Source organism: Pseudochrobactrum lubricantis (assembly GCF_041929865.1).
Taxonomy (GTDB): Bacteria; Pseudomonadota; Alphaproteobacteria; order Rhizobiales; family Rhizobiaceae; genus Pseudochrobactrum; species Pseudochrobactrum saccharolyticum.
Genome location: NZ_JBHEEE010000008.1, coordinates 56,732 through 81,009 on the forward strand (window position 1 = coordinate 56,732; position 24,278 = coordinate 81,009).

Sequence of the window (24,278 nt, forward strand, 5' to 3'; positions counted from 1 at the left end):
TAATGGCACTATGAGATAATTCCATTTGACTGTGAAATACTCTAAAGCATAATTCTGAAAAACCTCATAAGGCTACGCTTTATCAGAATTGTTCAGGCCTGATATCACAAGCCTGATCCGATAGGCCGATGCCCGAAATTGCGGACGACGCATCAGCGACGGATCTGCTGAACCGCCGATGTTACGGCGCAAGAAAAGGGATAATGGGGCTTATGTCTCAGCCATCACGGACGCATTCTTTTCCGAAAACCACCGCTCCTGCCAAGAAAAACCCCGCTGCACTCAGATTGCTGACGCTGGGTATTCTGCTGATTGCTGTAGCGGGATTATATTTTGTGTTCCGTGAACAATTGGGTGATGCCTTTTTGCTGATCCTGCTCGGTCTGCTGTCGATTATGGGGGTTTTCTGCCTGATCGGCTGGGCAACCGGCCTGATCCAGTTCAGCCCGCGTGAGGATCATGACGATGTGGTCGATACGCTGCTGGATTCCATGCCTGAAGGTACGGTAATCACCGATGTCAAAGGGCATATTGTCTATGCCAATCAGGCCTATGCGCAGATGATGGGGGCGGATAATGCGGCAGAATTGCCGACACTTGATGCTGTACTGGCCGGTGAGCCTTCGGCGCTTGAAGCGGTTTACCGTCTGAATAATGCTGTGCGTGATGGTCTGGCGGCACAGGAAGAAATCCGTCTCACCGGTGCCTCGCCGAAGGGGATGGAAGCCGCTGCATGGTATCGCGTGAAAGCACGGCCGGTGATTGCACCGCAGACCAATCCGCTCAGCGAAACCGCAGGACCTTTGTTTGCGTGGCAGATTACCGATATTTCGGAAGAGCGTGCTGAGCAGGAGCGGTTTTTTCAGGATTTGCAGGAAGCAATCGACCATCTGGATCACGCGCCTGCCGGATTTTTCTCGGCCGATGCGCAAGGCCGCATCATTTATATCAATGCCACGCTGGCTGAATGGCTGGGAATTGATCTCACCAAATTCACCGCCGGTTCGCTGACCTTGCAGGATATTGTTGCCGGTAACGGCATGTCGCTGATTAATGCGGTTCGTGCCGATCCGGGCTCCAGCCGCAATACGGTGATTGATCTTGATCTGACAAAGAGCAACGGTCAAAGCCTTGCTGTGCGCTTTTATCACCGTGTGCAGCAGCCGCGTGACGGTTCGCGCGGCACCAGCCGCACCATTGTGCTGAACCGCGCCGAGGGCAATGATTCCTCCGCTGCGCAGCGTTCCGCCGAAGTGCGCTTTACCCGCTTCTTCAATTCCGCGCCGATGGCAATTGCTTCGGTGGATGTGAATGGCCGTATTCTTTCGACCAATGCGCGTTTTCTGGATATTTTCGGTTCTGATGTGGATCGCGATACGCTGGATAAACAGATTTCTCTGGAAAGCGTGGTGCATCCGCGTGACCGTGAGACGATTTCCCGTGCGCTGGCATCTGCCTTTGCTGGACAGGCGACAATCTCGCCGATTGATACGGTTCTGCCGGGCAATGATGAACGTCATATCCGTTTCTATGTCAGTCCGGTGTCTGACATTGGTGGCGAGGCGATAGAAGAAGCCGCGATTGTTTCTGCGGTGGAGACCACAGAGCAGAAGGCGCTGGAAGGCCAGATGGCGCAGAGCCAGAAAATGCAGGCTGTCGGCCAGCTTGCAGGCGGTATTGCCCATGACTTCAACAACGTACTCACTGCCATTATCATGTCGTCGGATTTGCTGCTGAGCAATCATCGCGCGTCCGATCCGTCATTCCCTGATATTATGAATATCAAGCAGAATGCCAACCGTGCCGCCTCGTTGGTGCGCCAGTTGCTGGCCTTCTCGCGCCGTCAGACTTTGCGTCCTGAAGTGCTTGATCTCACCGATGTTCTGGCTGACCTGCGTATGTTGCTGGCGCGTCTTGTCGGTACGGATATTGCCCTGAAAATTGAACATGGCCGAGATCTGTGGCCGGTGAAAGCCGATCTTGGCCAGTTTGAGCAGGTTGCCGTGAATCTTGTGGTCAATGCCCGTGATGCGATGCCGGATGGCGGTACGATTACAATCCGCACCCGCAATGTTGAAGAAGCCGAGACTATTGCGCTTGGCTATCGCGAATTGCCGCAGGCCGATTATGTGCTCTATGAAGTTGAAGATTCGGGCACCGGTATTCCGTCGGATATTCTTGCCAAGATTTTCGAGCCATTCTTTACGACTAAAGAAGTAGGCAAGGGCACAGGTCTCGGTCTCTCGATGGTCTATGGCATTATCAAACAGACCGGCGGCTTTATTTTCTGTGACTCGACACTGGGTAAAGGCACGGTCTTCCGTATCTATCTGCCACGTTTCATTGAAGAAAAAGCACCGGTTGTACTGGATGCCAATGGGCAGCCTGATGAGCAGGCCGTGGTCGCCAAAAAGCCTGCTGCCGTTGAAAAGAAAGCAGAAAAACAGGCTGATCTGTCCGGTTCCGCAACCGTGCTGCTGGTTGAGGATGAGGATGCGGTGCGTATGGGCGGTGTCCGCGCATTGCAGACCAGAGGTTACACAGTTCATGAAGCTTCGTCCGGCGTTGAAGCGCTGGAAGTGCTGGAAGAACTGGAAGGCAAGGTCGATATTATCGTTTCCGATGTGGTTATGCCGGAAATGGATGGTCCTACGCTGTTAAGAGAGTTGCGCAAATCCTATCCAAACATTAAGTTTATTTTCGTTTCAGGCTATGCTGAAGATGCTTTTGCAAAGAATCTGCCTGAAGATGCTCAATTCGGGTTCCTTCCGAAGCCGTTCTCCCTGAAGCAGCTGGCAACCGCTGTGAAGGAGATGCTGGAGAAAGAAGACTGAGTGTCTGACCAGTTATTGGGACAGGCGGGGGGCGAGGTTGAACCGGTGCGCAACTTTAAGCGCATACGGGGCTTATGTTTTAACTGTCCCGATGGGGACTGTATTGGAGGAAGAAATGCGTCTGTCTTTATTATCCGGAGTAGCCTTTGCTGCAACACTTGCGTTTGCTTCCCAGGCTCAGGCTGATATCACCATTGGTTTGATCGCACCGGTTACCGGCAGCGTGGCTGCCTATGGTATTCAGGTGAAAAACGGTGCCGAAACCGCTGTAGAAAATATCAATAAAAACGGCGGTATTCTTGGTGAGAAAGTTGTTCTGAAGCTTGTTGATGATGCGGCAGATCCGAAACAGGGTGTTTCCGGTGCCAACCAGCTGATCGGTGACGGCGTTAAATTTGTTGTTGGTCCTGTGACCTCCGGTTCGGCAATGGCCGTTTCCGATGCGCTGGCTGAAGCCGGTGTGGTTATGGTAACACCGACAGCAACTTCACCTAACCTGACAAATCGCGGTCTGGAAAATGTTTTCCGTACCTGCGGCCGTGACGACCAGCAGGCCGTTGTTGCCGCTGAATATGTGGCAAAAAATCTGGCTGACAAAAAGGTCGGTGTTCTGCACGATAAAGCCCCTTACGGTCAGGGTCTTGCAGACAGCTTCAAAGACAGCCTGAACAAGGCCGGTGTGAAAGAGGTTCTGTATGAATCCCTGACACCGGGTGAAAAAGATCTCAGCGCACTGGTGAGCAAGATCAAAAACAGCGGCGTGGAAGTGCTGTATTTCGGTGGTTATCATCCGGAAGCCGGTCTTCTGTCCCGTCAGCTTTCAGATCAGGGCGTGAAACTGCTGCTGATCGGTGGTGAAGGCCTGTCCAATACTGAATATTGGGCGATTGCCGGTGAAACCGGTGCAGGCACACTCTTCACCAATGCTGTTGATGTGACGCAGAATCCTGCTGCTGCTGAAGCTGTGGACGCGCTGAAGGCCAAGAATATTGCGCCGGAAGTGTTCACACTGAATGGTTATGCTGCTGTTCAGGTGCTGAAAGACGGTATCGAGAAAGTCGGTAAAGCCGATGATCCGGCAGCCGTTGCCAAGGCTCTGCATGATGGTCTGGAAGCCAAAACAATCATCGGTAACCTGACCTATGACAAAAACGGCGATCTGACTTCCCCGACCTTCGTGGTCTATAAATGGGAAGACGGCAAAATCGTTGCCAATTAATCAGGTCTTTTGAGCTAAAGAGAAAGCCGGCAGAACGATGGTTCTGCCGGCTTTTTTATTGGTTGTATTTATGGTCTCAGGTGCCGCTGCGGCGTGCATCCCACAGGGCAATTGCCCAGATGATCAGACCGCCCAGCGCCAGTGCACAGCCGACGTAGCCGGAGGAGGCAAAGCCATAGCCTGCGGCAATGGAAAGGCCAGCCAGCCACGGGCCAAGGGCATTGGCAACATTGAAGGCGCTGTGATTAAGCGCTGCGGCAAGGGTCTGAGCATCCTGCGCCACATCCATCAGACGGGTTTGCAGCACGGTGCCGAGGCCGCCGGTACAGCCGATCAGGAAGACCAGCGCGGTCAAAATCCAGACATTCATCACCACGAATGGGAAGATTGCCAGAAAGATTGCATTTGACAGCAGCAGAATACCGGCAGTCGGCATCAGGGCACGGTCAGCACCCCAAGAGCCGATCAGCGTGCCGCAGGTCATACCCGCACCGAAAACAGTCAGCACAACCGGAACCCAATAGGGCGCAACGCCGGTGACTTCCAAAAGCGTTGAGGCAATATAGGAATAGACTGCAAACAGACCACCAAAGCCGACTGCACCAATGCCGAGCGTCAGCCAGACCTGACGGTTCTTCAAAGCGGCCAGTTCACGCAGTGGCGTGGCACCGGGGCGTGGCGGGTCTTTCGGGGCAAAAGCCATAATCATCAGAAAAGTGAGCGTGGCCAGAATACCGGTAACACCGAAACCCCAGCGCCAGCCGAGATGCTGCCCGAGCCATGTGGCAAAAGGCACACCGATTACGGTTGCGATAGACAGGCCGAGCATAACACGGCCAACAGCCCATGCGCGGCGGTTCATTGGTACCAGTGAGGCGGCCATCAGTGCGGCCACACCAAAATATGCGCCATGCGGCAGGCCGCTCATAAAGCGAAACAGCAGCATCCAGTGATAGGATGGCGATAGAGCGCTGAGCACATTGGCGATGGCAAATACAGCCATCAGCCCCATAGCCAGCGTGCGGCGTGACATACGTGCGAAGAAGACAGCGAGAATTGGCGCGCCGACGACCACACCCAGCGCATAGGCGCTGATAACATGACCGGCGGTTGGTTCATCAATACCTAAGCCTGCGGAGAAATAAGGCAGCAGGGACATGGCCGCAAATTCGGTGGTGCCGATAGCAAAGCCACCCATTGCCAGTGCCAGCAAAACCAGTTTGAAATTTGTTGTATCTGCGCTTGTAGCAAGCGTTTCAGCATCGGCCAGAGCTGGGGCATCCAGCACCATGGCGGGGGAGGAATCTGTCATTTCATTTTTCCTGAAACAGCATGTGCAACTGTTTCTGATAGGGGGCGGACACAAATTGAAAGTGTCTGAGGCAACTCTCATTATGTGCGTTTATTTTAAAAGCTCAGGGCAGTAATCCTGCCTGAAGAGGAAATCAGCCAAATCCGTTTGTGCCTCCCACACGCGCGGCTCGTCTGAAATTTTGTCGCCTTCCCATTACATCGAAAGATGCATGGTTGGAAGAAAAGAGTTTTTATAAAAATCTCTACCGGAGAAATGTGAAGCTTATTATGGCCGGTTTCTGAAGCGCAGACCTTCCAGTTCTTTAATACGCGCGGCACTGTCTTGTTCCAGCTGTATGGTCATTTCCCGAATGATGCTTTCCGCCAGTACGAACAACGCGGCGGAAGAATCCCATGCCGAGGGAACGCCGGTGCGCCCCGCAATCACATGACGGGCAAAACGGGCAATCGGTGACAGCCACTGATCCGTTATCAGCACAATATCAACGCCACGGCTTTTGGCGGTTTCAGCCAGATGCAGCAGACTGTCCTGATAGCGGCGGATGTCGAAGACAATCAATATATCCTTTTTGCCCATATCCAGCAGCCTGTCGCGCCATGCGCTTTCCTGCCCCGACAGGTGGAAAACATGCGGGCGGATCACGGTCATATGCGCAGCCATATATTGCGCAATGGGATCGGTAAAACGCCCCCCGATCAGATAAATATTGCCGCGTGCACAGGCCAGTGCAGTGACGATATCGCTTAACTGTTTCTCACTGATATGGCGGAAAGTTTCGCGGATATTTTCAAGACTGTGTTCGACTGCCGGATAATCGGTGTCCGGCTGGCTTTGCCGGTTTTCATTGCGGTTATGCGGAGATTGCAGCTGGGCGGCCAGTTCATCCTGCAAACGCGCCTGAAAATCGGAATAATTCTGAAAACCGAGCCGGTTGATAAACCGCAGAATAGTCGGGGAACTCACTCCTGCCTGAGCAGAAAATTCAGCAACGGTTTTAAGGCCAAGCATCGGATAGCTGGCAATCAGCGTTTGTGCGGCATTGCGCTCACCCGGAGGCATTGTGTCAATCCGCTCGGTTATCAGTTCGGCGATACTGGTGAAATTGTTCATCATAAAACACCTGTTTGCATCAGTGGACTGAATGGCCCGCTTTTTGATTCAACCCATTTAAAAATACTATTTGACAAAAGATAATAATGCGTATGAGATGATACACAATAGTGCGAAATAAAAAATAACGTAACATAAGTTACATGTGTAAATGATAAAATTTACTCGCATGAGGGGGGAAGAATGGCGGAAATTCGCGATTCTCACGGCAATGATATGCATACCCGTTATTCTGATGCCGGTGGCGATAAACCGGCTGTCACTGTTCTCAATGAGCAGGGTGAAAGCCCGTATCTGCTGATCTGTGAACATGCCACGAATTTTATGCCGGAGAAATTTGTACGCCTCGGATTGAGCGAGGCTGATATGTCCGCCCATATTGCATGGGATCCGGGTGCCGCTGAGGTCGCGCGGCGTATGAGCAAAGCGCTGAATGCTACGCTTGTTGAGGCTGGTCTTTCCCGCTTGTTGATTGATTGTAACCGGCCGCTTTCCGCGCCGGATCTTATTCCTGAGATTAGTGAGTTTACGGTGATACCGGGCAATCACAATCTGTCAGAGGCAGAGCGGCAGGAGCGTATATCCCTGTCGCACAAACCTTTTCACGATAAAATTGAAGAAGTTATCGAGACGCGTAAAAAACGCGGACAAGAAAGCCGCGTTATAACCATTCACTCCTATACGCCGGTTTATAAAGGTGTCGGGCGGCCATGGGAAATCGGGATCATTCATGATGCTGATGACCGTTTGGGTGCGCGTATGATCGCGGGTTTACGCAAAGACGGCGAAAGCTCAGGCATCAATGTTGGCGTGAACCAGCCTTATTCACCGGATGACCGTGTTTATTACACCGTGGAATGTCATGCGCGTAAACGCGGTGATCTCTGCGCGATGGTGGAAATCCGTAATAATGAAATTGCTGACGAGAAAGGGCAGGCGCTTTGGGCTGCACGATTGTCATCAATCTTACAGGAAATTGAGCTGAAGTGAGGAGATGATGACCTTAACCGCATTCTGTTGAGGAGCAGGCGGGATTTAAGGGAAACAGGTAACTGGTGAATACAGGCAAAAGAGCCGGAAAACCGGCCATAAAACGCCTGAAACAACGGGAACAAAAAAGTGCCGAAAATACTCAGACTCTTCGTAAAATATGTCGATGCGCTGAATTATCGGGTCGGTCGCTGTGCGATGTATCTCATCTTTTTGATGGCAGCCTGCCTGCTTTATTCCACCTTTTCGCGGGTTGTGCTGGGCGCGCCGGTGAACTGGGTGCTGGAAATGTCGCAGTTCATTCTCTCGGCCTATTATCTGCTGGGTGGTGCCTATGCGATGCAGCAGGGCGCGCATGTGCGGATGGATTTGTTTTATGACCGTTTCGCGCCGAAAAAGAAGGCGCTGACAGATGTCATTACCATTCTCTGCGTGATTTTCTATCTCGTTGTGATGTTCGCGGGCGGGCTTTCCAGCACCAATTACGCCTATGTCTATAATCAGCGCAATTACACGGCATGGGCTCCGGTTCTGTGGCCGATCAAAACGCTGATGACGCTCGGTGTTTTCCTGCTGCTGCTGCAGTGCATCTCCAATCTTATCAAAGATTTCGCGATCTGGCGCGGCACGCCGATCAAACCTGCTGCTTACATACCTGATGCCGCACCGCAGGAAGGGCAAACTGTATGAGTTCGGAATTCATTACTCTTTTCATGTTTGCCACAATGATGGTGCTGTTGATGACAGGGCAGCGCGTATTCGGTGTGATCGGCTTTGTCGGTTCGCTGGCGGCGCTGCTGCTCTGGGGTAACGGCGCGTTTGAAATGCCGTTCAATGCCACTTTTGCGGTGCTGAACTGGTATCCTCTGATTACCGTGCCGTTCTTTGTGTTTATGGGCTATATGCTCTCGGAATCCGGCATTGCCAGTAATCTTTACCGCATGTTCCATGTCTGGTTCGGCGGTATTCGCGGCGGTTTGGCACTCGGTACCATCGGGCTGATGGTTGTGATTTCCTCTATGAATGGCCTGAGTGTGGCCGGTATGGCCATTGGTGCAACGGTGGCACTGCCGGAGCTGCTGAAGCGCGGCTATAACAAGATTATGGTGACCGGCGTTATTCAGGCGGGCAGCTCGCTGGGTATTCTGATCCCACCGAGTGTGGTTCTCGTGCTTTATGCGATGATTGCCCGTCAGCCGGTATTGCAATTGTGGCTGGCCGGTATCGGGCCAGGCTTGCTGATGGCCACATTATTTGCAGTCTATATTTATATCCGCTGCAGGATTAATCCTGAGCTCGGGCCAACATTGCCTAAAGAAGAGCTGGACAGCATTACTTGGGCGGAGAAATTTTCAACGCTGCGTGCCGGTCTGCTGCCTCTGATTATTTTCGGAACAATGATGGGGCTGTTCCTGACCGGTGTGACCAGTCTGGTGGAAAGTTCTGTGGTTGGTGCATTGCTGGCAACTTTGGCGGCATTGTTCACCGGACGGATGACCAAAGCGGTTTGGGAAACCACAACCCGCAACTCGCTGATGATCTCCTGTATGTTCCTCTGGATCATTCTCGCGGCGCTGTGCTTCTCATCCGTTTATGATGGTCTTGGCGCAGTAAAGGCGATTGAAAAACTGCTGATCGGTACATTTGATCTGTCGCCATGGACAATTCTGATCCTGATGCTGTTGTCCTTTGTTGTACTCGGCATGTTTCTGGATGACACGGCGATGCTGGTTATCGTGGCGCCGCTCTATATTCCGCTGGTCAAAAGCCTCGGATTCAATGCGATCTGGTTCGGTATTCTTTACACGATCACCTGTCAGATTGCCTATATCACCCCGCCTTTCGGCTATAACCTGTTCATGATGCGGGCGCTCGCACCGTCCAGCGTGACCATGGTTGATATTTATAAATCTATCGTTCCGTTCTTCTTCCTGATGGTGCTGACGGTCATCATTCTGATGATCTTCCCGCAGATCGCTCTGTGGCTGCCAAACTGGTATTCGGGACGCTGATAAAGTGTGAAGTGCATAACGCAGTTCAAAAAAAGGCAACAAGCCAAAACTGCGGTGAAGGGAACCAAAACTGAATGTGAAGTAGTTTGTTATCGCAGTTTCAAACTGAGAAAATTGGCGGAAAACCGGTTACCACTTTTCTCAGAAACTGCCCATTGCGACGGGAGACACGCAAATGAGTGACAGCAAATTTCTGAATAAGCGCGACTTTCTTAAAAAGTCTGCATTGACCACTGTCGGGGCTGTTGGCGCAACTGCACTCGCCACCCCTTATGTGAAAGCACAGAGCCCGATTAAATGGCGTCTGCAAACTTATGCCGGGCCTGCTCTGGCAGAACACGTCATCAAACCTTCCATTGATGCTTTCAACAAGGCTGCCAATGGCGAGATGGTGATCGAGCTTTATACCTCCGATCAGCTGGTGCCGCAGGGCGAATTGTTCCGTGCGGTACAGGCGGGTACGATTGATGCGGCGCAGTCTGATGATGACTCCATGGCATCGCCGGTGGATGTGTCGGTGTTCGGGGCGTATTTCCCGTTCGCCTCACGTTACAGCCTTGATGTGCCGGTGCTGTTCAACTGGTACGGCTTGAATGAAATCTGGGAAGAAGCCTATAAGGAAATTCCGGGTGTCACATGGCTCAGCGCCGGTTCATGGGATCCGTGTAACTTCGCAACCACCAAGCCGATCCGCTCGCTGGAAGACCTGAAAGGCCTGCGCGTCTTTACCTTCCCGACGGGTGGTCAGTTCCTTACCCGTTTTGGTGTGGTGCCTGTAACCCTGCCTTGGGAAGATATTGAAGTGGCCATTCAGACCGGTGAACTTGACGGCGTGTGCTGGTCGGGCGCGACCGAAGTTTATACAGTCGGCTGGGCTGATATTAATAAATATTATCTCACCAATAATATCAGCGGGGCATGGGCAGGTTCCTATTTTGCCAATACGGAAAAATGGAACGCCGTGCCTGCGCATTTGCAGCAACTGTTTAAACTAAGCATGGACAGCTCCCATTACTACCGCCAGCATTGGTACTGGTGGGGTGAAGCCCATTACCGCACCACCGGCGGCAAGCTTGAACTGACAACTATTCCGGAAGCGGAATGGGGCAAAGTTGAAGATGAGGCCATGAAGTTCTGGGATGAAATTGCGGCCAAGAGCCCGCGCAATGCCAAAGTGGTCGAAATCCTGAAGAAATATCAGGAAACCATGCGCAAAGCCGGTGCACCATATCGCTACGGAGCATAACGAAAATTTACAAAAACTGTCGCCGCCGGAGGGGCGGCGACACTCCATTCTAATAAAATGCCGATGAAGCACGGAGTTGTAAATGACCGGAAACCTGACTTTTGATGCGCTGAAAAAAGCGGTCGCGAATGATGAGATTGATACCGTGCTCGTCTGCCTGACAGATATGCAGGGACGACTGGTTGGCAAGCGTTTCTATGCGCAGTTTTTTGTTGAATCTGCCTATGATGAAACCCATGGTTGCAGTTATTTGCTGGCCGATGATATCGATATGGAACCGGTTGCCGGATATGAGGCTGCCAGCTGGGATCAGGGCTATGGCGATTTTGTCATCAAGCCGGATATGTCCACGCTGCGGATTGCGCCATGGCTTGAGAAAACCGCACTGGTATTATGCGATGTGCTCGATCATCACGATCATTCAGATCTCGCGCACTCACCACGTGCAATGCTGAAGAAACAGCTTGCTCGGCTGAAAGAGCGCGGTTACCGCGCCTATTTTGCCTCAGAGCTCGAATTCTATCTCTTTGATGAGACTTATAAATCTGCGCGCGATAAATACTGGAAGCAGATGGATACATCCTCTCCATATATTCAGGACTATATGATCCATCTGACCAGCAAGGAAGAACCGGTGCTGCGTGCGATGCGTAATCATCTCGCCAAAGCCGGTATTCCGATTGAGAACTCCAAAGGTGAGGCAGGTTCCGGTCAGCAGGAACTCAATGTTCGCTATGCCGAAGGGCTGGATATGGCCGACCGCCATGTCATCATGAAAAATGCAATGAAGGAAATTGCCGAGGCGCAGGGAAAATGCATCACCTTCATGGCGAAATATGATTACTGCAAAGCCGGAAGCTCCAGCCATGTGCATAATTCACTGTGGAGTCTGGATGGCAGCAAGTCGCTGTTTTATGATCCGGATGCACCTTATACCATGTCGCCACTGATGCGCTCATGGGTGGCCGGACAGCTGAAATATGCCGCCGATTACACCTATTTCCTCGCGCCTTATGTCAACTCCTACAAGCGCTTTCAGGCAGGCACTTTCGCGCCGACCAAGATCACATGGAGCCGGGATAACCGCACAGCCGGTTTCCGCCTTTGCGGCGAGGGCACCAAAGGTATTCGCATTGAATGTCGTATCGGCGGCTCTGATCTCAACCCTTATCTGGCTTTTGCGGCACTGATTGCTGCAGGCTTGCGCGGTATTGATGAGAAGCTGGAACTGGAGGAGCCGTTTGTCGGCGATGCCTATGCGGCGGTAAAGCTGCAAGAAATTCCATATACCCTGCGCGATGCCATTGAAACGCTGAAGAATTCTGAATTCCTGAAAGAGGCTTTGGGCGAGAAGGTTCTCAATCATTATGTCCATACGGCAGATTGGGAACAGGTTGAATATGACCGCCGTGTCACTGACTGGGAGCTACATCGTGGTTTCGAGCGCTATTAAGTGTCTGATCCAAAAGACATCATGCCGGTCTGCAAATAGCAATTTCTGTGCTTGCCGAGGCTCACGTACTTACACGTACGGCTCAAGTTCCGGTTCTCGAAATCACTATTTTCGCCACAGCTTGCCGCTTTTTGATTCAAACACACAGCAAATTTATAAAGGAATGAAGCCATGAGCGAAGTGGCGAGACTGATTTCTCCGATTGATGGTTCTGTTTATGCGGAGCGTGCCTGCCTCGATCTGGGGCAGGTGCAAGCCGTTGTCTCTGCTGCCAGACAGGCGCAGGCAGGTTGGGCAGCACTGACGATTGCTGAACGCGCAGGATACTGCTCGGCGGCACTCGCTGCTCTGGCCGCAATGAATGACGAGCTGGTGCCGGAGATCGCCTGGCAGATGGGACGGCCGGTACGCTATGGCGGGGAAAATGGCGGCGTGCAGGAGCGCGGCCAATATATGATCAATATAGCGGAAGAGGCGCTTAAGCCTCTGGTGCCGGAAGAGAAAGACGGTTTCCGCCGCTATGTGAAGCATGTGCCCCTTGGCGTGGTGATGGTGATTGCGCCGTGGAACTATCCGTATCTGACAGCGGTGAACACGATTATTCCGGCATTGATGGCGGGCAATACGGTTATCCTCAAACATGCTACGCAGACATTGCTTGCCGGTGAACGCTTTGCCAAAGCCTTTGAAATTGCCGGTCTGCCGAAAGGTGTTTTCAGCAATGTAGTGCTGGGACATGCAACCACGGAATCGCTGTTGGCTTCTGGCACGATTGACCATGTGAATTTCACCGGTTCAGTCGGTGGTGGTCGTGCGATTGAAAAAGCTGCTGCCGGTACATTTATGAGTATCGGGCTGGAGCTTGGCGGTAAAGATCCTGCCTATGTGCTGCCGGATGTTAATGTCGAGCATGCAGTTGCCAATCTCGTGGATGGTGCATTTTTCAATTCCGGCCAATGCTGCTGCGGTATTGAGCGCATCTATGTGCATGAGGCGGTCTATGACAAATTCGTTGACGGTTTTGTTGATCTGACCAGCCAATATGTGGTGGGTAATCCGCTGGATGCATCCTCAACACTGGGGCCAATGGCGCATGCCCGTTTTGCCGATCTGATCCGTGAGCAGAAGGCGGAAGCACTGCGTAAGGGGGCAAAAGCCCATATCAATATGCAGGTTGAGAATGACCGCGCCGGTTCACCTTATATCGCGCCGGAAGTGCTGACCAATGTTGATCATCAGATGAGCGTGATGCGCGAAGAAAGCTTCGGGCCGATTGTCGGCATCATGAAAGTGCGCAGCGATGAAGAAGCTGTTGCGCTGATGAATGACAGTAATTTCGGCCTCACAGCATCACTCTGGACACCGGACACGGATCGTGCGGCTAATATTGCCGATCAGATTGAAACCGGCACCGTGTTTATGAACCGCTGTGATTATCTCGATCCGGGACTGGTCTGGACCGGTGTTAAAGATACGGGCAAGGGCGCTTCGCTGTCTTCTATCGGTTACGGCAATCTCACCCGTCCGAAATCCTATCATCTGCGTGAGAAAATCTGATCCGCCTTTGAATTTTGATGTGAAAGCAAATGCAATGACAACATTGATCTCAAAATGGAATTTCCCGACCACTGTGCTGTTTGGTGCCGGTCGTATTAAAGAACTGCCTGCAGTTCTGAAAGCTGCCGGTATCAGTAACCCGCTCTTCGTCACCGATCCGGGACTGGCGAAGCTGCCGGTTGTGGCATCGACATTGGCAGTGCTGGATGAAGCCGGTGTGAAATACGGCACTTTTACTGAAGTGAAGCCTAATCCGGTCGAGAGCAATCTGACAGCCGGTGTTAAAGTTTATAATGACGGTAATCATGATGGTGTGATTGCATTCGGCGGTGGCTCGGCACTTGATCTGGGCAAGCTGATTGCATTTCAGGCCAAGCAGATACGTCCGGTCTGGGATTTTGAAGATATCGGCGATTGGTGGACACGTGCAGACAGTGCTGTGATTGCACCGGTGATTGCGGTGCCGACAACAGCCGGTACCGGCTCGGAAGTTGGCCGCGCCGGTGTGCTGACCAATGAAGCCACGCACACCAAAAAAGTTATTTTCCATCCGAAAATGCTGCCGGTGACGGTGATTGCTGATCCGGAATTATCAGTCGGTATGCCACCATTCATCACCGCTGGCACAGGGCTGGATGCGCTGGCACATTGCTTGGAAGCTTATTGCGCACCGGGCTATCACCCGATGGCGGATGGTATTGCGCTGGAAGGTATCCGGCTGGTGTTTGAAAATCTGCCGGTCGCCTATGCAAACGGGCGCGATATTACAGCGCGTGCCAATATGATGGCTGCGGCGGCAATGGGCGCAACAGCTTTCCAGAAGGGGCTTGGCGCTATTCATTCACTGTCGCATCCGATCGGTGCGCTTTATGATACGCATCATGGCATGACCAATGCGGTCTTTATGCCTTATGTGCTGCATCATAACCGTGCGGCGATTGAAACCCGTATCGGACGGTTGGCTGATTATCTGGGCATTGCAGGTGGCTTTGACGGCTTCGTTGCGGCAGTGATGAAACTGCGCAAAGAGCTGAATGTACCGGACAGCCTGCCGGAATTTATCAAAGGTCTGGAAATGGATGATGCCCGCAAGGATATGATTGCGGAAATGGCCATTGTTGATCCGACAGCCGGTGGCAATCCGGTTGAGCTGACAAAAGAAGGCGCATTGAAGCTGCTTAATCAGGCACTTAAAGGCACAGCCTGACAGTGTGAGTGACTGTACAGAATAAGGCGGTAGCATGAAGCTGCCGCCTTTTTGTTTTGGGGGATGGATTATTTGTCGGAGACAAAATCAAAGACCAGCGAGCCTCGATCGGCCAATAGCGGCGCAACAAATTCTTTGAACTTCTGATGTTCAGGATCGTAAAAAGCGGGATCGATCACGGCCGGTGTGCCGACATAATAGTTCCGGTCACCTTCAGAGCGGAATTTGACAATAAATGCCTGGTCGAAGCCCTGGCCAAGATTTTCAAAACTGTTTTGTCTGCCCGCATGAATGGAAACAATATAAGGCTCACCATTGCGCCTTGCTGTGTGCTTCATATTCCGGAAACGCAGTAAAACGGCCATGCGTTGTGCATCACTTACATCAGGCCTGTAGCGAAACAGGACAATGTGGCGAATGACACCGGGTTTATAGTCCGGCGCGGTAAAAATTTCCGGTTTTTCATCCTGCTGGAATGTAACGGGAATATGATTGCCGTGCCAGATAGATTGCGCCTGCGCGGAAGGGGTGAGGAAGAGTAATAATGCTGTGGCTTTAATGAATTGATGCATAATGGCCTCAAAATTTATTTTATGATATTCAATAAGTATTCTGAAATTAAATGCACTTTAGTATGAAATATTATGGATTTGAGAAATATACAAAATATGATTTTAATAAAAGTGTTTTTTGTAAGTTGTTGTATTTGCGGCGCAATTGACGGTTAAATGGCCGGATACGCCGGCAAAATTACACGATTTTGCCGGCATGAATTGATGCAGTTAAGGGCGTGAGCCTTCTTCGGCCAGTACCGGCACCGGATGGCCGCTTTCATCTACCGCTACCATGGTGAATTCACCTTTCGCGGTCATCAGGCGTTCGCCGCTCATCAGATCTTCCGACCAGAGTTCGGTGGAAACAACCACAGAGCTGCGACCGGATTTGATGACTTTAGACACGAGTTCAAGAATAGAACCCACACGCACCGGATATTTGAAATCCATTCTGCGGGAAGAAGCCAGCACAGTTGGCAGGCGGCAATAACGGGTAGCGGCAATGAAAGCACTTTTGCTCATTTCAGCCATAGCCTCACCGCCGAACATGGTGCCATAGGAATTGGCCTGATCCGCAAATACCACATCCGACATGCGCAAAAGTGTCGGCTGGTCATCAATAGTCTCTGCCGTTTCTGTCTTCGGCATAGGCGGCAGGCTCCATGCTTTGTCTTTTGTCAGCTCTGTCTTAGCAACCATGTGAAACAGTCCGCGGGTACAGAGCACACGCTCGCCGCCGATCATATTCTCAGCCACCATTTCCACTTCAACCGAAAGCGAGGTGCGGCCGACACGGATAACTCTGGCAGTCAGTTCAACAATTTGTCCGAGCTTAACCGGCGCTGTATAATCAATACGTTCACAGGAGGCGGTAACAAAAGGCACACGTCCGTGACGGGTGGCGGCAATGAACGCCACGCGATCCATCAGAGCAAAGCCTGCACCGCCGAATAATGTGCCGTGATGGTTGGTGTCTCCGGGGAAAACAACTGTCACGAGACGTGAAATCAGAGGCACATCCTGACCATAAATCATCTCATCAGATGGTTGGATTTTCTGGTCATCATTCAGGGGCGCTGTCATGGATTTGTCCTTGCATGCCTCTGTCGGATTGCAGAAGGCATGTCCTTATCCGGTATTTAAACACTAGAGCGGTTACGTCCAGATTGGATCACAGTGCTCGCTCTAGATTCTTTAATTGTCGCATGTTCACTGACGCTAAATGAGTCCATTTAGCTGCGCCATGCTCTATCTTTCGCGCTTTTACGGCGCATAAGGCCATTATACAAGGTTTGGTGACGGCATAGTGATACCGGTTATTGACCCGTTATATCAGGAAGACATTCCATCTTATTGTTTTTCAATATTCAATCCGTATTTGTCACATAATGAAAAAGCCGTGACAGTGGGGACTGTCACGACATTTATCTTGTTTGTGCTGCTTGTCTTTATTGTCAGGCAGCGGCGCGCAACTGGCGGGCAGCTTCAACCAGATTGACAAGAGCCGGTTTGGTTTCTGCCCAGCCACGGGTTTTCAAACCGCAATCCGGATTGACCCAAATCTGCTGCGCCTTGAGTTTCTGCGCTGCTTTTTCGATCAGATCGACCATTTCTTCCACATCAGGAATACGTGGCGAGTGAATGTCATAGACCCCCGGACCAATTTCGTTCGGATAGCCCTGTTCGGAGAAAGCGCTCAGCAGTTCCATCTTGGAGCGGGAGGTTTCAATCGAAATCACATCAGCATCCAGTGCTGCAATCGCAGGCATAATGTCGTTGAATTCCGAGTAGCACATATGGGTGTGGATCTGGGTTTCATCTTTCACGCCGGCGGCGCTAAGACGGAAGGCTGTCACAGCCCATTCCAGATAGGCAGCCCAGTCGCTTTTACGCAGCGGCAAACCTTCACGCAGAGCCGGTTCATCAATCTGGATAATGCTGATACCTGCGGCTTCGAGGTCAGTCACTTCATCACGCAATGCCAGAGCAATCTGAAGGCAAACCTCGGAACGTGGCAGATCATCGCGTACGAATGACCATTGCAGCATGGTAACAGGGCCGGTGAGCATACCTTTCATCGGCTTGTCGGTTTTGCTCTGGGCGAATTTTGCCCATTCGACAGTCATGGCAACCGGACGGGAAACATCACCATAGATTACCGGAGGGCGCACATAGCGCGAACCGTAGCTCTGTACCCAGCCGGATTGGGTGAAGGCATAGCCGTCGAGCTGTTCGCCGAAATATTGCACCATGTCATTGCGTTCGAATTCGCCGTGTACCAGAACGTCAATGCCGATTTTCTCCTGCCAGCGGATTGCTGTTTCGGTTTCCTGCTCAAGGAAGGTCTGATAGTCGGCAGCAGACAATTCACCTTTAGTAAATCGCGAACGTGCCTGACGGACTTCTGTGGTCTGCGGGAAAGAACCGATGGTTGTTGTCGGGTAAAGCGGCAGTTTTAAATGATTTGCCTGCAATTTGACGCGTGTATCAAACGGGCTGTTGCGATGTGACTGCGCATCGGTAATCGCTGCAACGCGTGTCTGCACTGCCTTATTATTGACCTTGGCTGAGGCCTTGCGGGCGGCAATAGCTTCATCCGAGGCCTTTAAAGCGGCTTCTGCTGTTTCCGGCTTGTCGCCAAGAACTGTGCCGAGCACAGCCAGTTCTTCCAGTTTCTGCACAGCAAAAGCCAGGGACTGACGGATTTCCGCATCGAGTTTCTTTTCCGATGCCAGATCAATCGGCACATGCAGTAACGAACAGGATGGTGCAATCTGCACAGTATCTGCACCACGCTTGGCGATGACTGATTTCACGCGCTCGCTAATGCCACGCAGATCAGCACGCCAGATATTGCGGCCGTCGATTACGCCGAGTGATAGCACCAGATCGGGGCGGGCGATTTTAGCAGCGGCATCAAGATCCTGTGGTGCGCGAACCAGATCAAGATGCAAACCGGCAACCGGCAGTGTGATTGCGGTCAGCAGATTGTCGCCATAGGAGCCGAAATAATTGGTCAGCAGGATTTTCAGTTCCGGCAGTTTTTCCGCCAGAAACTCATAGGTCGTGCGGATAGCGTCATGGTCGCGGGCATCAAGATCAAGGCTGAGAACCGGCTCGTCAATCTGCACCCAGTCAGCGCCTGCCGCATGAAGCTGGGCAAGAATTTCCGTATAGACCGGCAGCAGGGCTTCCAGTGTCTTGTTCAGATCAAAATTGGCATCGTTGGATTTGCCGAGCTTGAGGAATGACACTGGCCCGAGCAGAACAGGGCGGGTGTGAATGCCGAGTTCTTTAGCTTCATTGAATTCGTTGAGCGCTTTATTGTCGGTCAGGGTGAATGTCTGACCGACGCTGAATTCCGGCACCATATAATGGTAATTGGTGTCGAACCATTTGGTCATTTCCAGCGCGGGTACGCCATTACCGGAGGCGCCGTTGCCGTGATCACGGCCGCAGCTGCAACTTGCCAGTTCTATCGGTATAATGACCTTACCCCCGCGTGCCAGTGCGAAATAGGTGTCCAGATCAACCTTGCCGCTTTTCCAGCCATAGACTGCCGGAATAACGCCGAGCGATACTGCCAGATCAAGCACATGGTCATAGAGGGAGAAGTCATTGGACGGAATGTTCTTAATGCCTTTTTCCTGCTGCAGCTTCCAGTTGGCGGCGCGCAAGGATTTGGCCGTGGCAAGCAGGTCTTGCTGTGAGGATTTGCCTGCCCAGTAGGATTCAAGAGCGAATTTGAGTTCGCGCTGTTTTCCGATACGCGGAAAACCGAGATTGGCTGTAGTAACGGTCATTTCAATACCCCGACGAATGCTGGCAAATTGTTGCTGCGGGCAGAAGGCGTAGCCCTTTTTGTCTCTTAAAGATGTAACGGGCAGGTCTCCTGACTTGCGGGTCATCCTTCGCTTCCGGTCTTCCCGAAATGTCGCCATTTCAGTTGCATGAAAGCCGATTTGTTGGCCGCTCCGCATTCCCTCTTAGCTTTCATACAATCGGGCAAAGGTTTGGGAGGATTGCGCAATTGCAGGAAGAACCACGATATGGAGAGACTGCCTCATTAAAAACTGAATGTCAATAATGATATAAAGATTTGTTTATATGGATATATAGTTATGAATTGTATTAAATTGCGCATTGATGCGTAAAAATCATTGGCAGGATGCAGAGGTGAAGTCTCGCTGATACGAATCAAATGGTGAAAATATGCGCCATCAGGGATTTGTGAGACGGCGGCGTCAGATTATTTTTCTAATATACATTTCCGCGTCAGCGCATGTCGCATTAATCATGTGCTTACGGTCTGATATTGTGCTGATTTTGCATAATGTCAGTATAGCTGCCATATTTTTATTGCGCGAATGGCTGGCAAAAGTTATGCAAAACGTAATTTTTCATGCTGCAATCGCAAGAAAGGGAAATTTCGATGTCGCAGGATAATCCTCTCGAAAATGCACTCGTTCGTCTTGATGAAGCCGCCAGCCATCTGGATATTGATGCGGATGTTATCGAAAAGCTGAAATTTGCCCGAGAGACTACCAAGGTGCGACTGATGATCCGTATGGATGACGGATCACGAAAATCCTTCATTGCATGGCGTTGCCGTTATGATGATACACGCGGCCCGACAAAAGGCGGCATCCGTTACCATCCTGAATCAACAGCTGAAGAAGTGGAAACACTGGCTTTCTGGATGACCTTCAAATGCGCGGTGATGAATCTGCCTTATGGCGGCGGCAAGGGCGCAATTCAGGTTGATCCGCGTAAACTTTCCAAAGCAGAGCTGGAACGGTTGTCACGCGCTTATATTCAGGCTTTTGCCCGTATTCTCGGGCCTGACCGCGATATTCCGGCACCGGATGTTTACACCAATTCGATGATTATGGGCTGGATGGCTGACGAATATTCGCAGATTGTCGGCCAGTCATCGCCTGCGGTGATTACCGGTAAGCCGATTGCGCTCGGCGGTTCGCTTGGTCGTGATGATGCAACGGCACGCGGCGGTTTCTATCTGGTGCGCCATCTGGCTGCCGATCTCGGCCTTTCGGAAGAACTGCATGTCACCATTCAGGGGTTTGGTAATGCCGGTCAGCATATGGCCAAGCTGATGACCAGTGATGGTCATAAGATTGTTGCGGTGTCGGATTCTGAAGGTGCGGTTTATTGTGCATCCGGTCTGGATGTTGCGGCGCTGATCCATGCGAAGCAGAATGGCCGCTCGGTTCTGGCAACAGTCGGGCATGGCGGTCATGAGGCACTGGCAGCGGAAGATCTGGTCGGCGTTGCCTGTGATGTGCTGGTTCCTGCGGCGATGGAAGATATGATCCATGCACGCAATGCCGGTTCGGTGAAAGCCAAGCTGATTGTGGAACTGGCCAATGGTCCTGTGACACCGGAAGCCGATGCTATTCTGGAAAAAATGGGCGTGACCATCCTGCCGGATATTCTGGCTAATGCCGGTGGTGTAACCGTTTCTTATTTTGAGTGGGTGCAGAACCGCCAGTGCTATTATTGGGAACTGGAAGAAATCCATTCGCGCTTACGCGTGATTATGGAGCGGGAAGGTCGCGCTATCTGGAATGTTGCCAAGGACAAAGGCGTAACCATGCGCACCGCCGCTTATGTTCATGCGCTGTTGCGTCTCTCGCAGGCGATTGAAGCACATGGCACGCAAAGTGACTTTGTTGCGTAAGATGCAACAGGGGCGATTTTGTTGCGTAAGACGCAACGGGGGTGATTTTGTTGCCTGAAAAGGTAACGGGAATTAATCCCCGATGCATATACAAAATATAATGAAGGCCGGTGAAAACCGGCCTTTTCCATTTTATAAAGAAGATGAAGTATCTTTTTGATTATTTTAAAGATTGTTTCCAGAAGAGAATGATTTTTCCGAGTGTAACACCGGCAATGGCACCAGCGGATTTGACAATGAAATCCGAGATTTCGCCATGTCTGTCGGGCGTCAGGCGCTGCATCAGTTCAAACAAGCCGGCAGCAGAAATCAGCATAATCAGAACCAGCGCCCAGCGCTTCGGATAGGCCAGACAAAACAGCAGGCCGATTACCAGCAGCATTGTAAAACGCTCGGCTGTCACATAGCCCGGAATATGCGGACGAAAGCCGATCGGACTAATGGTTACTGCAAGAAGCAAGGCCAGCATCAACCAGGCAAGAACAGGCAATACAGGGAAACGGCGCATTTATTCCTCGTCAGTCGGTAGCTGCTGGATTTCATCCTCATTGCAGGGAAGATACAGCATTTCGGTAAACAGCGTTTTGACAGTCTCGCCGAGAAGGAAATCACGGCCGGCGATTTCATCGACGCCGATGCACCATTGCACGCCACGCGGAGAAAGGCCAAATTCCGTCGAGAGATAGGATTTGGCATATTCTACGCCGTCTGCGCAATCTGTCTGACGGGTGTCTTTACAAAACCCGCCTTCCTGAGCAAGCTGTTTCAGAGACTGCTGTCCGGCAGACATTGTATAGAAATAGGTGCCAGCGCAGGATGCTGCGACCACACCACCAATGCCGATCAATGCAATGACTGCTTTTCTCATCGTAAACCTGTCTGGAGCGGGTTCGGAAGGCTTCTGTCTGCCGCCTTAGCACGGAGGGGGATTGAGGGCTAGAGCATTTCCCAGTCAAGTTGGATCAACTTGACGCTCTTAAATTCGCCAAGTTGGGTCAACTTGACGCTCTTAAATTCGCCAAGTTGGGTCAACTTGACGGCTGTGAAAATGCGACCAAATAAAGAATCTAGAGCGGACGATATGGTTCAATCTGAACGCAAACCGCTCTAGACTACGCTTTAATGAATTATGGCAGCTTTACAGAGCAGATTTATGGATTGAGCACCTTTTGCCCGTATTTCAGCTGTGTTGCACATCGGACATATTGGCGATGATAAGTCATTTTTCCGGTGGTTTGCTGCGGTGCAGTACCTTGTTATTATGCGTATGGCTTTTTATAGAGTTGCTGTGCGCATTGCACAGATACGACACAAAACGGATATACAGTTCTGTTAGACGCTGTTTTCCTGATTGCGTTCTTTCCCGTCCATTTTCTGCTCTCTCACTGAAACGGTTCATATGCAGCACACTGACCCGTCCCAAAATATTGATTCCGAAAAACATATCCGCGACGATGTGTATGATGAGGACGGTTCTGTCAGTGAGGCGCTTGTAACCCGTATTGAGGTTGCGCTTGAAGCGCGCGATGCCGATCTTCTGCGCGATGAAGTGCGCGATCTGCACCCTTCAGAACTCGGCCATCTGCTTGAAGCACTGGATGCCACTGAGCGTCAGTCTCTGGTAGAATTGCTCGGCGAAGAATTCGACTTTGAAGCGCTGACCGAGGTTGATGAAGCGATCCGTCTTGAGATCGTGGATGCCATGCCCAACGAGCAGATTGCCGAGGGCGTGCAGGAACTCGATTCCGATGATGCGGTTTATATTCTTGAGGATATGGACCAGCAGGATCAGGACGAGATTCTGGCCAAGCTGCCATTTACCGAGCGTATCCGGCTGCGTCGTGCGCTGGAATATCCGGAAGACAGTGCAGGGCGCCGTATGCAGACGGAATTTGTCGCCGTGCCGCCATTCTGGACAATCGGGCAGACGATTGACTATATGCGTGAGGATAATGACCTGCCGGACAGGTTTTCGCAGGTTTTTGTAATCGATCCGGCTTTTCATCTGCTTGGCACGATTGATCTTGACCGCCTGTTGCGTGTGCAGCGCGTTGTGCGTGTGGAAGACCTGATGGTTGAGGCACGCCACGCTATTCCCGCAACGATGGATCAGGAAGAAGCGGCGCAGATTTTTGAACAATATAACCTGCTGTCCACTGCTGTTCTCGATGAGAATGAACGTCTCGTCGGCGTGCTGACGATTGACGATGTGGTGGATGTTATTCAGGAAGAAGCCGAAGAAGACATCATGCGTCTCGGTGGTGTGGGTGATGAAGAACTGTCCGACAGCTTCATGACTATTGCCCGCTCGCGCTCGCCGTGGCTGTTCGTCAATCTGTTTACGGCTTTTCTGTCTGCCTCAGTGATTGGTCTGTTTGACGGCACTATTCAGCAGATGGTAGCGCTGGCTGTGCTGATGCCGATTGTTGCCTCAATGGGCGGTAATGCGGCAACCCAGACCATGACAGTGACTGTGCGTGCGATTGCCACCCGTAATATTGATATTCACAATGCGGCACGCGTTATCCGCCGTGAGGCGCTGATCGGGCTGCTTAACGGCATGATGTTTGCAATTATGATCGGCACAGTTGCGGGTTATTGGTTTGATAACTGGCATCTCGGCGGCATTATCGGCAGTGCAATGATTATCAATATGCTGGCGGCAGCCTTGGGCGGAATTCTCATTCCGCTGCTGTTGCACCGTCTGGGTGCGGATCCGGCCATTGCGTCTGCGGTTTTTGTGACCACCGTGACGGATGTGATCGGCTTCTTCGCCTTTCTCGGTCTGGCGACCTGGTGGTTCGGCTTCTCGTTCTCTTAAATCCCATGTGTTTTAAAGTTGCGTAATATTCGCCTTATGCGATTTTTTGTTGCGTATTTTTTATTATTTAATATTGAATGATATTTTGCTTTGTGAGCGGGGATTTTCGCGATTTACAGCAAAAGTGAGATTTTTACAGGCCGGATTGTTTTTCGGGTACTCCCAAAAACAATCCGGCAAAAATAATCCGGCAATGACTATCAAGCAATTGCGAATGAAATATTGACTTTTACGTAAATGCGATGTCACAAAGAGAAAAAAA

18 protein-coding genes are annotated in these 24,278 nt (G+C 51.4%); 11 read left to right on the top strand and 7 right to left on the bottom strand.

The window, feature by feature from the left end; genetic code table 11:
* The first annotated feature begins 212 nt into the window (after nucleotides 1-212).
* Both cckA and JNC80_RS15815 read left to right on the top strand, forming a co-directional pair.
* The gene (gene cckA, locus JNC80_RS15810) at nucleotides 213-2,834 is read left to right on the top strand and encodes a cell cycle histidine kinase CckA (RefSeq protein ID WP_376710841.1); all 2,622 of its coding nucleotides are present in this window, start codon (nucleotides 213-215) and stop codon (nucleotides 2,832-2,834) included.
* A 115-nt stretch (nucleotides 2,835-2,949) separates the two neighbouring features.
* A complete protein-coding gene (locus tag JNC80_RS15815) occupies nucleotides 2,950-4,053 on the top strand; it encodes a branched-chain amino acid ABC transporter substrate-binding protein (RefSeq protein ID WP_022709445.1) in 1,104 nt (367 codons plus the stop codon).
* Nucleotides 4,054-4,129: 76 nt separating this feature from the next.
* Here JNC80_RS15815 and JNC80_RS15820 read toward each other — a convergent pair whose 3' ends face one another.
* Both JNC80_RS15820 and JNC80_RS15825 read right to left on the bottom strand, forming a co-directional pair.
* Nucleotides 4,130-5,365 carry an MFS transporter gene (locus tag JNC80_RS15820; RefSeq protein WP_376710842.1) on the bottom strand — a complete coding sequence of 412 codons (1,236 nt, stop codon included), beginning with the start codon at nucleotides 5,363-5,365 and terminating at the stop codon, nucleotides 4,130-4,132.
* A gap of 267 nt (nucleotides 5,366-5,632) precedes the next feature.
* Complete coding sequence (locus tag JNC80_RS15825) at nucleotides 5,633-6,481, bottom strand: MurR/RpiR family transcriptional regulator (RefSeq protein WP_051139069.1); 849 nt, start codon at nucleotides 6,479-6,481, stop codon at nucleotides 5,633-5,635.
* Nucleotides 6,482-6,694: 213 nt separating this feature from the next.
* Here JNC80_RS15825 and JNC80_RS15830 point away from each other — a divergent pair, with 213 nt between their 5' ends.
* The 7 genes from JNC80_RS15830 to JNC80_RS15860 all read left to right on the top strand — a co-directional run bounded on the left by JNC80_RS15830 (nucleotide 6,695) and on the right by JNC80_RS15860 (nucleotide 14,943).
* Nucleotides 6,695-7,468, top strand: coding sequence for an N-formylglutamate amidohydrolase (locus JNC80_RS15830; protein ID WP_376710901.1), 774 nt, complete (start codon nucleotides 6,695-6,697; stop codon nucleotides 7,466-7,468).
* Between the two features lie 129 nt (nucleotides 7,469-7,597).
* Nucleotides 7,598-8,158, top strand: a complete 561-nt coding sequence (locus tag JNC80_RS15835) for a TRAP transporter small permease subunit (protein ID WP_116087403.1) — start codon at nucleotides 7,598-7,600, stop codon at nucleotides 8,156-8,158.
* A complete protein-coding gene (locus JNC80_RS15840; RefSeq protein ID WP_075654947.1) occupies nucleotides 8,155-9,480 on the top strand; it encodes a TRAP transporter large permease in 1,326 nt (441 codons plus the stop codon). The genes JNC80_RS15835 and JNC80_RS15840 overlap by 4 nt, the downstream gene beginning before the upstream one ends.
* 175 nt (nucleotides 9,481-9,655) lie before the next feature.
* Complete coding sequence (locus JNC80_RS15845) at nucleotides 9,656-10,726, top strand: TRAP transporter substrate-binding protein (RefSeq protein ID WP_075654949.1); 1,071 nt, start codon at nucleotides 9,656-9,658, stop codon at nucleotides 10,724-10,726.
* An 82-nt stretch (nucleotides 10,727-10,808) separates the two neighbouring features.
* Nucleotides 10,809-12,179, top strand: coding sequence for a glutamine synthetase family protein (locus JNC80_RS15850; RefSeq protein ID WP_376710843.1), 1,371 nt, complete (start codon nucleotides 10,809-10,811; stop codon nucleotides 12,177-12,179).
* 171 nt (nucleotides 12,180-12,350) lie between these two features.
* Nucleotides 12,351-13,736, top strand: a complete 1,386-nt coding sequence (locus tag JNC80_RS15855) for an aldehyde dehydrogenase family protein (RefSeq protein ID WP_376710844.1) — start codon at nucleotides 12,351-12,353, stop codon at nucleotides 13,734-13,736.
* 34 nt (nucleotides 13,737-13,770) lie between these two features.
* Nucleotides 13,771-14,943 (top strand): iron-containing alcohol dehydrogenase, encoded by a 1,173-nt coding sequence (locus JNC80_RS15860; RefSeq protein ID WP_376710845.1) that lies wholly within the window; start codon nucleotides 13,771-13,773, stop codon nucleotides 14,941-14,943.
* A 68-nt stretch (nucleotides 14,944-15,011) separates the two neighbouring features.
* Here the strand turns inward: JNC80_RS15860 and JNC80_RS15865 are convergent, their stop codons facing one another.
* The 3 genes from JNC80_RS15865 to metE form a co-directional block, all read right to left on the bottom strand.
* A complete protein-coding gene (locus JNC80_RS15865; RefSeq protein ID WP_376710846.1) occupies nucleotides 15,012-15,515 on the bottom strand; it encodes a Dabb family protein in 504 nt (167 codons plus the stop codon).
* Between the two features lie 210 nt (nucleotides 15,516-15,725).
* On the bottom strand, nucleotides 15,726-16,580 hold the full coding sequence (locus JNC80_RS15870) for an acyl-CoA thioesterase (protein ID WP_376710847.1): 855 nt from the start codon (nucleotides 16,578-16,580) through the stop codon (nucleotides 15,726-15,728).
* A gap of 371 nt (nucleotides 16,581-16,951) precedes the next feature.
* Nucleotides 16,952-19,300, bottom strand: a complete 2,349-nt coding sequence (gene metE, locus JNC80_RS15875; RefSeq protein ID WP_376710848.1) for a 5-methyltetrahydropteroyltriglutamate--homocysteine S-methyltransferase — start codon at nucleotides 19,298-19,300, stop codon at nucleotides 16,952-16,954.
* A gap of 629 nt (nucleotides 19,301-19,929) precedes the next feature.
* On the opposite strand from metE, the gene JNC80_RS15880 reads away from it, so the two are divergent.
* The gene (locus tag JNC80_RS15880) at nucleotides 19,930-21,195 is read left to right on the top strand and encodes a Glu/Leu/Phe/Val family dehydrogenase (protein WP_022711936.1); all 1,266 of its coding nucleotides are present in this window, start codon (nucleotides 19,930-19,932) and stop codon (nucleotides 21,193-21,195) included.
* 160 nt (nucleotides 21,196-21,355) lie between these two features.
* Here the strand turns inward: JNC80_RS15880 and JNC80_RS15885 are convergent, their stop codons facing one another.
* Both JNC80_RS15885 and JNC80_RS15890 read right to left on the bottom strand, forming a co-directional pair.
* Nucleotides 21,356-21,703, bottom strand: a complete 348-nt coding sequence (locus tag JNC80_RS15885) for a VanZ family protein (RefSeq protein WP_022711935.1) — start codon at nucleotides 21,701-21,703, stop codon at nucleotides 21,356-21,358.
* Nucleotides 21,704-22,063 (bottom strand): hypothetical protein, encoded by a 360-nt coding sequence (locus JNC80_RS15890; RefSeq protein WP_376710849.1) that lies wholly within the window; start codon nucleotides 22,061-22,063, stop codon nucleotides 21,704-21,706.
* Nucleotides 22,064-22,594: 531 nt separating this feature from the next.
* On the opposite strand from JNC80_RS15890, the gene mgtE reads away from it, so the two are divergent.
* On the top strand, nucleotides 22,595-24,016 hold the full coding sequence (mgtE, locus tag JNC80_RS15895; protein ID WP_075655737.1) for a magnesium transporter: 1,422 nt from the start codon (nucleotides 22,595-22,597) through the stop codon (nucleotides 24,014-24,016).
* Nucleotides 24,017-24,278: the final 262 nt, after the last annotated feature.

Coding starts and splice junctions, on each gene's coding strand:
- cckA (WP_376710841.1), top strand. CDS start 213: ATGTCTCAGCCATCACGGACGCATTCTTTTCCGAAAACCACCGCTCCT.
- JNC80_RS15815 (WP_022709445.1), top strand. CDS start 2,950: ATGCGTCTGTCTTTATTATCCGGAGTAGCCTTTGCTGCAACACTTGCG.
- JNC80_RS15820 (WP_376710842.1), bottom strand. CDS start 5,365: ATGACAGATTCCTCCCCCGCCATGGTGCTGGATGCCCCAGCTCTGGCC.
- JNC80_RS15825 (WP_051139069.1), bottom strand. CDS start 6,481: ATGATGAACAATTTCACCAGTATCGCCGAACTGATAACCGAGCGGATT.
- JNC80_RS15830 (WP_376710901.1), top strand. CDS start 6,695: ATGCATACCCGTTATTCTGATGCCGGTGGCGATAAACCGGCTGTCACT.
- JNC80_RS15840 (WP_075654947.1), top strand. CDS start 8,155: ATGAGTTCGGAATTCATTACTCTTTTCATGTTTGCCACAATGATGGTG.
- JNC80_RS15845 (WP_075654949.1), top strand. CDS start 9,656: ATGAGTGACAGCAAATTTCTGAATAAGCGCGACTTTCTTAAAAAGTCT.
- JNC80_RS15850 (WP_376710843.1), top strand. CDS start 10,809: ATGACCGGAAACCTGACTTTTGATGCGCTGAAAAAAGCGGTCGCGAAT.
- JNC80_RS15855 (WP_376710844.1), top strand. CDS start 12,351: ATGAGCGAAGTGGCGAGACTGATTTCTCCGATTGATGGTTCTGTTTAT.
- JNC80_RS15860 (WP_376710845.1), top strand. CDS start 13,771: ATGACAACATTGATCTCAAAATGGAATTTCCCGACCACTGTGCTGTTT.
- JNC80_RS15865 (WP_376710846.1), bottom strand. CDS start 15,515: ATGCATCAATTCATTAAAGCCACAGCATTATTACTCTTCCTCACCCCT.
- JNC80_RS15870 (WP_376710847.1), bottom strand. CDS start 16,580: ATGACAGCGCCCCTGAATGATGACCAGAAAATCCAACCATCTGATGAG.
- metE (WP_376710848.1), bottom strand. CDS start 19,300: ATGACCGTTACTACAGCCAATCTCGGTTTTCCGCGTATCGGAAAACAG.
- JNC80_RS15880 (WP_022711936.1), top strand. CDS start 19,930: ATGTCGCAGGATAATCCTCTCGAAAATGCACTCGTTCGTCTTGATGAA.
- JNC80_RS15885 (WP_022711935.1), bottom strand. CDS start 21,703: ATGCGCCGTTTCCCTGTATTGCCTGTTCTTGCCTGGTTGATGCTGGCC.
- JNC80_RS15890 (WP_376710849.1), bottom strand. CDS start 22,063: ATGAGAAAAGCAGTCATTGCATTGATCGGCATTGGTGGTGTGGTCGCA.
- mgtE (WP_075655737.1), top strand. CDS start 22,595: ATGCAGCACACTGACCCGTCCCAAAATATTGATTCCGAAAAACATATC.